Genomic DNA, 13,808 nt, shown 5'->3' with positions numbered 1-13,808 from the left:
ATTGTTCAGCGTCTCCCTAAAAAGTGAAGTGCGGCACGTTTGTTGAACGCCTGGTATTGGTCTTGCTCCTTCACACATCCCCAACTACATCGCACCAATCTCCGGCTTGCCCGTTCTCGACCCGCCATAAACCGGTGGATGCGTGACGATGTGCGTCAGGTCGACTGCCGAGGCCAGCAGTTTTTGCAGGTCCGGGCGTGGCCGGGACAAACGTGGGTCATTCTCCGTCGCCTGTTCGAGCGCTTCGGCGCAGGCGAGCAGTTTTGCGTCGCCGCGAAACCCGCCGATCACCTGAAGCCCGAACGGCATGCCGTTGTGGTCGGTGCCGCAGGGCAGGGACAGTGCCGGGTTGGTGGTCAGGGTGATGGTGTAGCACAGCGCCAGCCAGCGATAGTAATTGTCCAGTGGCACGCCGTTGACTTCGCGCAGGTACAGTTCGCTCCAGGGGAAGGGCGAGACTGGTGTGGTCGGCGCGAGGATCAGGTCGTAGTGTTCGAATTGCTTCTGGAAACCGCGGAAGATCCGGCTCTGCTCGCCATGTGCCTTTACGCAGTCCTGCAGCGACATGGCGGCGCCCATTTCAAAGTTGGCGCGGGTGTTGGGTCCCAGCGCATCAGGGTCGCGGTCGTGGGCGTCCTGCAACCCGGCAACGAAGGCTTCGGCACGCAGTACATCGAAGGTGCGATGGGCGCTGCCCAGATTCAGGTCGATGGCTTCGCAGGATTTGAAGAACGGCTTCAGGGCGTTGATTTTTTCCCGGAAGACGGAACGGATTGTGTCATCGACTGCGCACGCGCCGAAGTCTTCGCTATAGCCGACCCGCAGTTGGCTGAGGTCGACGGTGCGTGGTGCAAATTCGTCATCGGCAATGGCATAGCTCAACGGATCGGACTGCCCCAGCCCGGCGCTGGCGCGCAGTTGCAGCAGCGTGTCGGCGACATTGCGACCCATCGGGCCAACAACGGAAATCGGCGTCCAGCCGAGTTTTTTGCGTTCGCTCGGTACCAAGCCGGGTGAAGGTCGCAGGCCGACGATGCCGCACAGTGCTGCGGGAATGCGCAACGAGCCACCGGTATCTGAACCGCTGCACAACGGCACCATGTCCACAGCCAATGCGGCGGCTGAACCACCCGAGGAACCGCCTGCGTTGAGTTCCGGATTGAACGGGTTGCCGGTCGCGCCCCAGACTACGTTGCGGGTGTTGGCTCCGGCGCCGAGTTCCGGGACATTGGTCTTGCCGACGACGATTGCCCCGGCAGCACGCAGGCGGGCGACGAACAGGTTGTCCTGCGCGGGGATGTTGTCGCGGAACAATTGTGAGCCGTAAGTGGTGAGTACCCCGGCAGTTTCTTCCAGATCCTTGATGCCGATTGGCAGGCCATGCAGCAGCCCCAGCGGTTTGCCTTGCAGGACTGCATGCTCGGCCAGCAGCGCCTCGTCGCGGGCGCGCTTGAAACAGGTGGCGGCGAACGCATTGATTTTCGGATTGAGGGTTTCAATCCGCTCGATACAGGCGTCGAGCAATTCCACTGGCGAGATCTGTTTGTTGCCGATCAGCGCACGCAGTTCGGTGGCGGATTTGCCGAGCAGCCCGGATGGGTTTTGCATGGAGTGTTCTCCCGAATGTAATCGTTCACCGCGTGGGAATGCATTTCGTGACGCTCTGCGTCACACATCTGCGTCGCGCCTCTTTTTCCAGGTCGGGCACAGCACGTGGGCAGTCTCTTCAAACATCCCCCAGCGCCAATATCGTCGCGACCAGCGCCTGGCCTCTGGGCACCAGGGTATCAAGCTCCAGATATTCACGGTCGGTGTGTACCTTGCCGCCGACCGGGCCGAGACCGCACAGGGTAGGGATGCCCAGGCTGGCGGTGAAACCAGAGTCGGCGCAGCCCCCGGTGAACTCACCTTCCACGCTGAAACCCAGTTCCTGCGCAAGCCCCTGATAGATACTCAACAGTTCAGTGCTGTGCCGGGCTTCCATGGGCAGGAAGGTCGTGGCTTCCAGCAGTCTGGCCGATGTGCCGGGCAGTTCCTCTTCGGCGACGATGGCCTGGACGGCGGCGAGAATTTCATCCCATTGGCGCAGTTCGACAAAGCGCACGTCGAGTTTCGCCGTCGCGCTGGGTGCAACGGTGTTGCTGGAGGTGCCGCCTGAGATCAAGCCGACGTTGGTGGTAATGCCCGCTGCATAGTCGGTCAACGCATGCAGCTTGATCACCTTGTGCGCCAGCGCCTGAATCGCGCTGGCACCGTCGGCGTGATTGACCCCGGAATGCGCCGCACGGCCGCTGACTTCAATGATCAGCGTGGCACCGCCTTTGCGGGCACTGACCACGTTGCCGCTGGCGCGTCCCGGTTCCGGGTTGAGCACCGCGCGAGCCTGGCGGGCGTATTTTTCGATGTGAACACGAGCGCTGGCCGAGCCGATTTCTTCGTCGCCGGTATAGAGGATCTGTACTGGAAACGGCAGCGGGCCGATGCGCTTCAACGCTTTCAGCGCAAAGCAGTTCAGCACCAGTCCGCCTTTCATATCGGCCACGCCAGGGCCATAGGCCAGTTCGGCATCTTTGGTATAGCCGCGAGTGGACGTGGTGCCTTTGGGAAATACCGTGTCGCGATGGCCGAGCAGCAGCACCGGCTTGCCAGAGCCGCCGGGCAATTCAGCCAGCAGCACATCGCCGAAACCCTCGACCGGGATACGTTCGACGCTGATCCCGTCGGCCAGCAATTGCGCGGCGAGCAGTTCGCCGACCGCATCCACTCCGGCCTTGTCGTAACTGTTGGAGTCGGTATCGACCAGGCTCTGCAACAGCTTCTCCATTGCCTCGTACTGCCCGCTCAGCCAGTCGGTGGCCTGCCGTTGTGCCTCATTCATTCACTCAGCTCCTGTATCCGATACTCGCGGGTCAGCCTTGCGCCGTCCGTTCCCAGGTCCCAGAACAGTCCGGCCATGATTTGCAGACTTTCTTTGACCACCGGTGCCAGCAAGTGCTCGTCGGGGGCATGTTGCGAGCACGCCGGGTACGAGTGTGGCACCCAGACCGTCGGCAGGCCCAGCACTTCAGCGAATACGTCATTGGGCAGCGAACCGCCCAGATTGGGCAGCAGCGCGGGTTTCTTGCCTGTGGTGGCGGCCAGCGAATCCAGCGCCCAGCCGACCCACGGGCTGTCCGGTGACAGGCGCGTGGCGTGCATCACGTCCATGCGCGTTTGTCTGACCTCGACACGATCGAAGCCATGGGCATCCAGGTGCGCGCGCACCGCGGGGATGAACGCGTTGTAATCACTGTCGACCACAAAGCGAATGTGACACAACGCGTGAGCCTTGCCGGGAATGGCGTGTACCGGGGCGTCCGGGTTGCCGGTCTTGAAGGCGAGCACGTCGAGGGTGTTCCAGCCGAAGACTTTTTCGCTGAGCGACAGCGCCGGGTTGCCCCAGTCGGCGTCGATGTCCGGATCGCCAGGGCCGCCGCCGACCTCGATATCCGCCAATGCGGCCTTCACCGCGTCGGGGATGGCCTTGGGCATGAGCCCCGCGACTTTCACCCGGCCATGCTCATCGACCATGCTGGCGATGGCATTGGCCAGAATGATCCCCGGGTTGGCCAGCAGACCGCCCCAATTGCCGGAATGGTGCGCGCCTTCACGCAGGTTCACCGTCAGCTCGAAGTTGAACACCCCGCGCGAGCCAAGAAACAGGGTAGGGCGCGCCGCTGCGAGGCGCGGGCCATCGGAGGCGATGAAAATGTCTGCGGCGAGTTCTTCTGCGTGGGCCCGGCAGAACGCGCTAAGACCCGGCGAGCCGTCTTCTTCGCCCATTTCCAGCAGCAGTTTGACGTTGAAACCCAGCTTGCCGTCGCGTGCCTTGAGGGTCTGCTCCAGAGCGGTCAGGTTGATCAGGTGCTGGCCCTTGTTGTCCGCAGTGCCACGTCCGTACCAGCGTTCGCCACGTTCGATGACCTGCCACGGCGACAAGCCCGGTTGCCACTGCGCGTCATAACCGCGAACCACATCGCCATGACCATAACTGAGCAGGGTCGGCAGGGCCGGGTCTTCGATACGGGTCGCGATCATAAGGGGGCCACGCCCGGCGACCGGGTTGTCATGCACCGCCACGCTGAAACCCAGACGCTCGACATGCGGTGTAATGAATTCGTGCAGATAGAGATAAAGCTCCGGCAGGCTCTCGGCCTCCTGGCTCTGGGTCGGATAGGCGACGCTTTCGCCAAGCAGGGCGAAAAATGCGCCGTTGTCGAACTGTTCAGTGACGTTTTCGATGGCGTGCGAACGGCTACTCATGAGGGCATCAGCTCCAGGGTTTTCGAGGTGTCGCGCAAGTGGCAGCGCACGGTTCCGCCTTCCATACGGCCAATCACCGGAGACTTCTCCTTGCACACCGCCATGCAGGCCGGGCAGCGCGGGTGAAAGGCACAGCCGGATGGCGGCGACATAGGGTTGGGGAAGGTCCCGTGCAAACCCAGATCGGGAATGTCCAGATGCGGGTCAGGGGTCAGTACCGAGTCCAGCAACGCCTGGGTGTAGGGATGACCGGGTCTGGCGAACAGCGATTCGCGGCTGCGCTCTTCGACAATCCGCCCCAGGTACATCACCGCGACGCGGTCGGCGAGGTGTTCGATGACGGCCAGGTTGTGGCTGATCAGCAGGTACGTCAGGCCGAATTCCTGTTTCAGGTCCTGTAGCAGATTAAGAATTTGCGCCTGCACCGAAACGTCCAGCGCCGAGGTCGGCTCGTCGCAAATCAACACATCCGGGCGCATCACCAGGGCCCTCGCAATCGCTACCCGCTGGCGCTGGCCACCGGAAAGCTGGCTCGGGTAACTGTCGATCACGCGCTTGGGCAGACCGACCACGTCCATCATTGCTTCGGCACGCTGGCGACGCTCGGTATGGGTGCCGATGTCATGCACGATCAGTGGCAAAGTGACGATTTCGCGCAGAGTCTTGCGCGGGTTGAGCGACGAGTAAGGATCCTGAAAGATCGGCTGGATGCGCCGTGCCATCTCCTTGCGGTCGGTTCCGGCGAGGTGTTTGCCGTTGACCAGCACATCGCCGCTGCTGGGCGCGAGCAGGCCCAGCAGCATCTTGGCCAGGGTGCTCTTGCCGCATCCCGATTCGCCGACCAGCCCGAGGGTTTCGCCGCGCATCAGGCGCAGTGACACACCGTCGACTGCTTTCAAAGTCGCATTGGGTTTGAAAAAGCCACGGCTGATACTGAATTCGCGACGGATGTCGCACAGCTCCAGAGCAATGTCTTTTTTGGCGCTCGTGTTAAGGGCCTGATTATTCATGACGTCATGCCCTCACGGTGCAATACAGTTTCTTCGCCCGTTGAAGCAAACAGGCAGCGGGTCATGTGGTCCTGGCTATTGATTGGCGGCACGTCTTCGGCGCAGGCCGGGATTGCCAGCGAGCAGCGATTGCGAAATGCACAGCCATGTTGCTCGCCCACCAGGCTGGGCACCAGCCCCGGAATCGAACCCAGCGGCTGGCCTGGCTGGGTGCGCCCGGGGATCGGTATGCTCGCCAGCAAGCCGCGGGTATAGGGGTGTTGCGGGTTCTCGAACAACTCGATGGCCGGGGCGGTTTCGACGATCTGTCCGGCGTACATCACCGCAACCCGGTCGGCGATACGTGCCACCAGCCCCAGGTCGTGGGTGATGAAGATCACGGCCAGACCCAGCTCCTTCTGAATGTCGCGGATCAGGCGCAGGATCTGTGCCTGAATGGTCACGTCCAGTGCGGTGGTCGGCTCGTCGGCGATGATCACGTCCGGTTCGCACATCAGTGCCATGGCGATGATCACCCGCTGGCGCAGGCCGCCCGACAATTGATGCGGGTACTGACGCAGGCGTTCGCTGGCGTTGCTGATCCCGACTTTTTCGAGCATCTGCGCGGCGCGCTGCAGGGCCTCCTTGCGGGACACCTTGCGGTGTCGGGTGAGCACTTCGCTGAGCTGATCGCCGATGCTGTAGGCTGGGGTCAGCGAGGTCATCGGCTCCTGAAAGATCATCGCCAGGCGGTTGCCGCGCAGGTCGCACATCTGCCGCTCGCTCTGGGTCAGCATGTCGATGCCGTCCAGGCTCAGTGTCGTTGCGGTACGCCGGGCCTTGCGCGGCAGCAGGTCCATGAGTGCCAGCGAAGTCAGGGATTTGCCGCAGCCGGACTCGCCGACGATGCACAGCATTTCGCCGCGCTCGACCTGAAAATCCAGGCCGCGCACTGCGTGGAGCGTGTCTTGGCCGAGAGGAATCTCGACACGCAGGTTTTCAACCTGTAACAGGGCCATGCGCGTATCTCCTCTGTTAGTTGCGCCCGTCGGGCAGGATCAGATCGCGCAGGCCGTCGCCGACCAGGTTGATGCCCAGCACCAGCACCACCAGGGCGATGCCGGGAATCGCGATAACCCAAGGGGAAAAGAACATGTACGGTTTGCCTTCGGCGATCATCAGTCCCCAGGACGGAATCGGTGGCTGTACGCCGACCCCGAGGAACGACAGTGCCGACTCGAGGAGGATCGCGTGAGCCATTTCCAGGGTAGCGACAACGATCAGCGCGCCGACCAGATTGGGCAGGATTTCGCTGGCCAGAATGCGTAGCGTCGAGCAGCCCAGCGCCTGGGCCGAGGCAACGTATTCAGCGTCGCGGATCTGCTGCACAGCAGCGCGGACCACCACGGCAAAGCGGTCCCAGAGCAGGCAGCCAAGCAGCACGATCACCACTTTCAGCGAACCACCGATCAGCGATGCGGAGGCCAGTGCGATCATCACCACTGGCATTGCCAGGCGCGTGGTGATCAGGTAGCTGATCACAGCGTCGGTCTTGCCGCCGAAGTAGCCGGCCAGCAGGCCCATGATGGTGCCGATGACGCCAGAGATGAGCGCCGCCGAGAAACCGATGAATAGCGAGATGCGTGCGCCGTACAGCAGGCGTGACAAGTAATCGCGGCCCAGTTTGTCGGTGCCCAGCACATAGTTCCAGGTGCCGTTGGCCATCCATACTGGTGGTTTCATGCGCAGCATTACATCCTGCGTGTAAGGGTCGTAGGGGGCAGCCAGGGGGCGAACAGTGCGCCGAACAGGATGATCAGCAACAACACCGCGCCGATGGCAAAACCGCGGTGCGCGAAGCTGCTGCGTAATGTGCGCCAGACGCTGCGCGCCGGAGGCTGGTAATCGTTGATCAGCAGCGGCGATGAAGTGGTTGTGCTCATGGGGCCTCCTATTTCACGCGGATGCGCGGGTCGAGCAGTGCGTTGAGCACGTCGGCCAGCAGGGTGAGGACGATGTAGATCACCGCGATCAACAGCACGACCGCCTGCACCACCGGAAAGTCGTCACGGGCAATCGCGTCCCAGGCCAACTGGCCAATGCCCTGCAGCGAGAAAACCGTCTCGATGACCACCGAGCCGCCAAGCATGAAGCCGAACTCCACGGCGGCCAGTGCCACCACCGGGATCAACGCGTTGCGCAACGCATGCTTGAACAGCACGGTGGCGGGGCGCAGGCCCTTGGCACGCGCGGTGCGGATGTAATCGGAATTGAGCACGTCGAGCATGCCGGCGCGGGTCAGGCGCATGATCGCCGGTGTGGCGTAATAACCCAGCGCGATGGCAGGCATGACGAAGTGCGCCCAGGTCGAGTTGCCCGATACCGGCAGCCATTTCAGGGTGACCGAGAACACCACGATCAGCATCAGCGCGAACCAGAAACTCGGCATGGCCTGACCCAGTACCGCGATGCTCAGTGCCAGGCGATCGATCCACGTGTCGCGTTTCACGGCGGCCAGCACACCCAGCGGAATGGCGATCAGCAGCGCAATACTCAGGGCCATTGCGCCCAGCCCGAGGGTGATCGACAGGCGCGAGGCGATCAGGTTGTAAACCGACTCCTGGAAGAAGAACGAGTCGCCCAGATCAAGACGCACCACGTCGGCCAGCCATTCGAAATACTGCGTAACCAACGGCTTGTTGAGGCCGTACTGCACCCGGATCTGTTCGATCTGCTCGCTGGTGGCTTCCGGCCCGCCGATGGCAGTGGCCAGATCGCCGGACAGGTGCAGCAGGGAAAAGCTGATCACCGACACGGTAATCGCTACGCACAGGGCAATGCCCAGGCGGCGCAAGAGAAATCCGAACATGGCAAGTGACCTTGTGTTCAGGGAATGACGGGTTGGCTGACGATGCTGCAAGGCACGTCACGTACCTCACAGCCGGTCTCGCCAAATAACTTCACTAACGATCTATTTCCAGCTCGACAGTACGAAGCGCGGCAGCTCGTCCGGATACGGCTTGAAGTTCAGGTCCGAGACGTAGGCGTAGTTCATCGAGTAGTTGAACAACGGTGCCCAGTACGCCTGTTCGCTGATGCGCTGCAAGGCCTTGCGGTAATTGTCCTTGCGCAACTGCGGGTCCAGTGCATTGTCGGCGGTCTGCAGCCAGCCCTGGACTTGCGGGTCCTTGATGTTGTCGTCCGGGTTGCCCTTGAACCAGGTGCCGGCCGAGGCTGAGGTATCGAGGATCGAGAACGAGCCCCAGGCCTGAAACGACATTGGCACTTTGCCGCCACGTTGCTGATCACGCAGGGCCGCGTACTTGAGGTAGCGCAGCTTGGCGTTGATGCCGACTGCACGCAGGTTGCCGATGATTGCTTCAACGTAGTCGCGGTCGCGGTAGGCGAATATTTCGGTTTCAAAGCCGTTCGGGTAACCCGCTTCGGCGAGCAGCGCCTTGGCCTTGGCCGGGTCATAGTTGTAGACCGTGGCTGCCGTGGCTGCCGTGGTGTCGCAACCGAACTGACCGGGGTAGCAGGCGACCTGCAATGGTTTGCTTTCGCCACCGACCAGTTGCGAGGCCAGACCGTCACGGTTGATCGCGTAGTTGATGGCTTGGCGTACTTTCAAGTGCTTCATCGGCGAGTCGGCGCTGGAGGTGCCGCGCGCATCCAGAATCAGAAAGCCGATACGCATGGTCGCGCCGCTGGTGACCACCAGGTTGGGCATGGCTTTGAGGTTTTCGGCCTGATCCGGCGCTACGCGCCAGGTCCAGTCGATGCCACCGGTTATCAGCTCGGCCAGACGTGTTTCAGCATCGGCAATCACGCGAAAATTGATGTGAGCGATCTTCGGCTGGCCCTGTGGGCTGCCCTGAAAGTAATCCGGGTTCTTGTCCATCTTCACGCCTTCACCGGTAGCAATGGCCGTCACCTTGTAAGGCCCCGTGCCAATCGGTTTACGGCTGAAGCCTGCCATCCCGACTTCTTCGAAATACTTTTTCGGGAACATCGGCACAGCGTTGGAAAGGTATTCCAGCGCAGGCGGGAAAGGCTTTTTCAGGTGCAGGCGCACGCTGTAGTCACCCAGTTTTTCGGCACTCTTGATCCAGTCGACGTTTTGTACGGTGACCACCTTGGACTCGGGCGACACAACATAATTGAGGGTGAATACCACGTCATCTGCCGTGAACGGATCGCCGTTGTGAAACTTCACGCCCTCGCGCAGCTGGAAATCGATGGTGGTGTCGTCGACCTGCTTCCAGCTGGTGGCGAGCATGGGTTGGTACTCGCCATTGTCCGGGTTGCGATAGACCAGGTTGTCCCAGATCAGGCGACCGAGAATCACGCCCTCGCGCAGGTCGTTGTGATAGGGGCTGATGTTCTCCGGTTCGCTGTCGGAGGCGTAGACCAGTGTGTCGTCGGCCTTGCCAGCCAGGGCGGAAAAACTGCTGAACAGGCTCAATAGCGCGATGCTGCGAGCGAAACCCTTGATTCCCATGCCGTCGTCTCCAAAAGGCAAAGTGGATGTATCAAAGGGCAGTGGGGTCGCAAATGCGAGAAGAGGGGAGAAACGAGGCTGCAGTGTTCTTTTGATTGGGTTGTATTGATGTTGCGCCTCGACATGACTCTAGGCAAAGCGTATCAATGCCACAAGCACAATATTTCGAACCTTTCATTGCCGAAAAGGCAACGCAGGAGCCGCGATGCAACTCTACGGCGTACAGTCCACCGCGTTGCGCTACTTCCTCGAAGTGGCGCGTTGCGGGTCGATCAGCGAGGCGTCGATACGGCTGAATGTCGCTTCCTCGGCAGTCAGTCGGCAGATCAGCAAGCTGGAGCGCGAGCTAGATGCCGTGCTGTTCGAGCGCCAGGCACGCGGCATGATGCTCAGCGAGGCGGGTATCCGTCTGGCAGCCTATGCGCGCAAATCACAGCTGGAAGCCGAGCAGGTCGTGCTGGAAATCACCGAGCTGCAAGGTTTGCAGCGTGGTCATGTGCGAATTGCCTGCTCGGAGGGCTTTGCCCTGGATTTCCTGCCACAGTGCATTGCGCGGTTCCGGCGGCTGTATCAGGGCATCCATTTCTCGATGGAGGTCTGCGCGCCGGCCCAGGCCACCGAGCGGGTGCGCTCCGGTGATGCGGACCTGTGTCTGACCTTCAGCCTGACACCGCAGAACGAAATCAAGGTCGAGCACATTCACAGCGGCGCGATCTGCGCGGTGGTCAGTCATAACCATCCGCTGGCCTCACGCACCGAAGTCTCGCTGGCCGAGCTGCAACCCTATGCCATCGCCCTGACCAATCCCGACACGACCTTGCGCCAGTTGTTCGACATCTGTTGCGGGGTGCAGGGCCTGCTGTTCGATCCGGTGCTGACCAGCAATTACATTGGCGCGCTGTTGCGGTTCGTGCGTGAGGAGGGCGGTATCAGCCTGTCCAGCGAGATGACGCTGGACAAGCGCGCACACGAAAAACAGCTCAAGTCGCTGCCGATAAGCGACGAAGGCATGAAGGCGCGCCGTATCGAACTGCAAAGCATGGCCGGGCGCAACTTGCCCGCAGCGGTTGCGGCCTTCAGGGATTTTCTGATCGAGGAACTGGCAAAGACCTGACACACAGGTGGCGTCGGTGGTGCGCTGTAACGGGCTGGTAGCGTTTGGTTGATGAAGTTCGTAAGCATGATGTTATAGTGTAACGAATTTACGGCTGCATGCTATATAGCCGTGAACCGCCAACATCAGGCCTCGCCCTTGGGCGAGGTTTGCCAAAGAGACGACTGACGCACATGAACAACCCCCTCCCAGACGTTGCCCTGACGGAAGTTTCCTCGGCCCTGGTTTCACTTGACTGGGTCGGCATGCAGGGCGTCGAAGTGCCTGTCAGGCTGGCCGAAGCGGGCGTCCGGCACCCGGTCCATGCGCATGTCGATCTGCAAGTCGATCTGGCCGATCCGAGTGTCAAGGGTATCCATATGTCGCGGCTCTACCGGCTCCTCGACAGGTTTGCCGAGCACCAGATACTCAGCCCCGATACGTTGTCTGCGCTGATGGAAGCCATGGTTGAAAGCCACCTGGACTGCCATTCCAGCCGCGCCCGGCTCACCCTGAGCTTCAATCTGCTGTGCCGTCGCCCGGCGTTGATTACCGAGGGGCTCAGCGGCTGGAAATCCTACCCGGTGAAGCTTGACGCCACTTGGCACGCCGGGCGTTTGTGCCTCGACGTTTCAGCCGACATCACTTATTCGTCTACCTGCCCGTGCTCGGCTGCACTGTCTCGACAATTGCTGGAAGGGGCTTTTACGGCACGCTTTGGCAGGCAGTCGTTTGTCGACCCGATGCAGGTTGCGACCTGGCTGCGCGAAAACGCCTCGTTCGCCACGCCGCACAGCCAGCGCAGCGTGGCTACCGTTCAGGTGCGGGTGGCAGAGCAGGCGACCGAACTGGGCCTGATGACGCTGATCGACGCGGTCGAGCAGGCGTTGGGCACCCCGGTACAAACCGCCGTCAAGCGTGCCGACGAGCAGGCATTCGCCCGGCTCAACGGCCAGAACCTGATGTACGTCGAAGACGCCGCACGTAAGGTCCAGCAAGCGCTGGAAGGCCGCTACGCAGCCTCCAGCGTCAGTGTGCGTCACTTCGAAAGCCTGCATCCGCACGATGCGGTCGCCCAGACTTCCAACTACCTGTCCTGAGGCTTCATACCGTGATCCGTAAAAATCCTTCCGGCCATCTGCCGGTCATCGCCGAATCCGCTTACATCGATAAAACCGCGATCATCTGCGGCAAGGTGATCATCAAGGACAACGTGTTTGTCGGCCCCTATGCCGTGATCCGCGCTGACGAAGTCGACGCTACAGGGGACATGGAGCCGATTGTCATCGGCGCCAATTCCAATATTCAGGATGGCGTGGTGATTCACTCCAAATCGGGTGCTGCGGTTACCATCGGTGAGTTCACCTCGATTGCCCACCGCTCCATCGTGCACGGACCTTGCATGGTCGGAGACCGCGTCTTCATCGGCTTCAACAGCGTGCTGTTCAACTGCCAGGTCGGCAACGGCAGTGTGGTCAGACACAACTCGGTGGTCGACGGTCGAGATTTGCCGGAGAATTTTTACGTGCCGTCCACCACCCGGATCGGGCCTAATACTGATCTTTCGCAATTCCCACCGGTGAGCATTTCGGCTTCGGAGTTTTCCGAAGACGTGGCGCACACCAACATTGACCTGGTGCGCGGCTACAAGGCACTTCAGAACGAGTTCTGACACAGAACACAATCGACTCATTGCACTTCCGGCTACGGATCTGGATTTTTCATGACAGCAGTTGTTCAACCAACCCGCGCGCCAGCATCACGGCTGCGCTCTATCGATGCTCTGCGCGGGCTGATCATTCTCTTCATGCTGCTGGACCACGTACGGGAAACCTTCTTCCTGCACCGCCAGGTCCTCGACCCGATGGAGGTCGCGAGCACCGAACCCGCCCTGTTTTTCAGCCGCACACTGGCGCATTTATGTGCGCCGCTGTTTGTTCTGCTGACCGGGCTTTCGGCGTACCTGTATGGCGAGAAATATCACGGCAAGACTGACGTGTCGGCGTTTCTGCTCAAGCGCGGGCTGTTCCTCATTGCCCTGGAGTTCACCCTGGTGAGCTTCGCCTGGACCTTCCAGTTCCCGCCGACCATCATCTACCTGCAAGTGATCTGGGCCATCGGCCTGAGCATGGTTGCGCTGTCGCTGATGGTGTATCTGCCGCGCTGGGCGCTGGTGGTCATTGGCGTGGTGATCATTGCCGGGCATAACCTGCTGGACTCACTGCACTTTGGTGTCGAGTCGGCCATGCACATTCCGTGGGCGATTCTGCATGATCGGGGCTGGATCGAGGTCTCCGATAACCTGCGTTTCCGTACCTCTTACCCGTTATTGCCGTGGATTGGCATTATCGCGCTGGGCTACGCCGCAGGCCCTTGGTTTGCCGGTAGTTACGATGCGGCGAAACGACGTGCAAACCTGTGGATGTGGGGTGGGGGAGCGCTGTCGGGCTTTGTGGGCCTGCGCATGATCAACGGCTACGGTGAAAAACCGTGGAGCGTTGGCGAGACCGGTGTGCAAACGGTCATGAGCTTCTTCAACATCACCAAATACCCACCGTCGTTGCTGTTCATCAGCCTGACGCTGGGGATCGGTTTGCTGATTCTCATCGCCTTCGAACGCAGTCAGGAAAAAAGCTGGTTGCGGTCCTTGGTGGTGCTCGGCTCGGCACCGATGTTTTTCTACCTGCTGCACCTGTACGTCCTGAAGATTCTGTACCTGATTGCCGTAGCGATCTGGGGAACCAACCAGGGCAAATACTTCGGTTTCGACCACATATGGGGTGTCTGGCTGACCTCGGTGGTACTGGCGGTGCTGCTGTTTCCGGCCGTGCGCTGGTTCGCTGAGCTGAAGGCGCGTCGTCGCGATATCAGCTGGTTGAAATACCTGTAACCACCGTAGGCACGGCGCGCCATCAGGCGCGCC

General features: G+C 61.0%; 11 protein-coding genes and 1 pseudogene. 4 read left to right on the top strand and 8 right to left on the bottom strand.

What is annotated here, in order from left to right; genetic code table 11:
• Positions 1 to 84 precede the first annotated feature (84 nt).
• The 8 genes and pseudogenes from ALO64_RS08895 to ALO64_RS08860 all read right to left on the bottom strand — a co-directional run bounded on the left by ALO64_RS08895 (position 85) and on the right by ALO64_RS08860 (position 9,792).
• Positions 85 to 1,608 carry an amidase gene (locus ALO64_RS08895; RefSeq protein WP_044344063.1) on the bottom strand — a complete coding sequence of 508 codons (1,524 nt, stop codon included), beginning with the start codon at positions 1,606 to 1,608 and terminating at the stop codon, positions 85 to 87.
• A gap of 118 nt (positions 1,609 to 1,726) precedes the next feature.
• A complete protein-coding gene (locus ALO64_RS08890; RefSeq protein ID WP_044344062.1) occupies positions 1,727 to 2,878 on the bottom strand; it encodes a M20 family metallopeptidase in 1,152 nt (383 codons plus the stop codon).
• On the bottom strand, positions 2,875 to 4,302 hold the full coding sequence (locus ALO64_RS08885) for a M20 family metallopeptidase (RefSeq protein WP_044344061.1): 1,428 nt from the start codon (positions 4,300 to 4,302) through the stop codon (positions 2,875 to 2,877). Before ALO64_RS08885 ends, ALO64_RS08890 begins: the two co-directional genes overlap by 4 nt.
• Positions 4,299 to 5,312: an ABC transporter ATP-binding protein gene (locus ALO64_RS08880; protein WP_044344060.1), complete on the bottom strand. Its 1,014-nt coding sequence runs from the start codon at positions 5,310 to 5,312 to the stop codon at positions 4,299 to 4,301. Before ALO64_RS08880 ends, ALO64_RS08885 begins: the two co-directional genes overlap by 4 nt.
• Positions 5,309 to 6,310 (bottom strand): ABC transporter ATP-binding protein, encoded by a 1,002-nt coding sequence (locus tag ALO64_RS08875; protein WP_044344059.1) that lies wholly within the window; start codon positions 6,308 to 6,310, stop codon positions 5,309 to 5,311. The genes ALO64_RS08880 and ALO64_RS08875 overlap by 4 nt, the downstream gene beginning before the upstream one ends.
• Positions 6,311 to 6,326: 16 nt before the next feature.
• Positions 6,327 to 7,234 (bottom strand): annotated as a pseudogene (locus tag ALO64_RS08870) (ABC transporter permease).
• 8 nt (positions 7,235 to 7,242) lie between these two features.
• Positions 7,243 to 8,160: an ABC transporter permease gene (locus ALO64_RS08865; RefSeq protein WP_002553855.1), complete on the bottom strand. Its 918-nt coding sequence runs from the start codon at positions 8,158 to 8,160 to the stop codon at positions 7,243 to 7,245.
• A 102-nt stretch (positions 8,161 to 8,262) separates the two neighbouring features.
• Positions 8,263 to 9,792, bottom strand: coding sequence for an ABC transporter substrate-binding protein (locus ALO64_RS08860; protein WP_044344058.1), 1,530 nt, complete (start codon positions 9,790 to 9,792; stop codon positions 8,263 to 8,265).
• 205 nt (positions 9,793 to 9,997) lie between these two features.
• Between ALO64_RS08860 and ALO64_RS08855 the strand changes: the two genes are divergently transcribed.
• The 4 genes from ALO64_RS08855 (at position 9,998) to ALO64_RS08840 (ending at position 13,775) form a co-directional block, all read left to right on the top strand.
• Positions 9,998 to 10,906, top strand: a complete 909-nt coding sequence (locus ALO64_RS08855) for a LysR substrate-binding domain-containing protein (protein WP_044344057.1) — start codon at positions 9,998 to 10,000, stop codon at positions 10,904 to 10,906.
• A gap of 173 nt (positions 10,907 to 11,079) precedes the next feature.
• Complete coding sequence (gene folE2 / locus ALO64_RS08850) at positions 11,080 to 11,985, top strand: GTP cyclohydrolase FolE2 (RefSeq protein ID WP_044344056.1); 906 nt, start codon at positions 11,080 to 11,082, stop codon at positions 11,983 to 11,985.
• Positions 11,986 to 11,996: 11 nt separating this feature from the next.
• Positions 11,997 to 12,557 carry a gamma carbonic anhydrase family protein gene (locus tag ALO64_RS08845; protein WP_005733507.1) on the top strand — a complete coding sequence of 187 codons (561 nt, stop codon included), beginning with the start codon at positions 11,997 to 11,999 and terminating at the stop codon, positions 12,555 to 12,557.
• A gap of 51 nt (positions 12,558 to 12,608) precedes the next feature.
• The gene (locus ALO64_RS08840; RefSeq protein WP_044344055.1) at positions 12,609 to 13,775 is read left to right on the top strand and encodes a DUF1624 domain-containing protein; all 1,167 of its coding nucleotides are present in this window, start codon (positions 12,609 to 12,611) and stop codon (positions 13,773 to 13,775) included.
• The last annotated feature ends 33 nt before the right edge of the window (positions 13,776 to 13,808 follow it).

It is taken from the genome of Pseudomonas meliae, from assembly GCF_001400515.1.
GTDB classification, from domain to species: Bacteria; Pseudomonadota; Gammaproteobacteria; order Pseudomonadales; family Pseudomonadaceae; genus Aquipseudomonas; species Aquipseudomonas amygdali.
The sequence above is the reverse complement of the archived record's forward strand: the minus strand, read 5'-3'. Positions and strand labels throughout refer to the sequence as shown.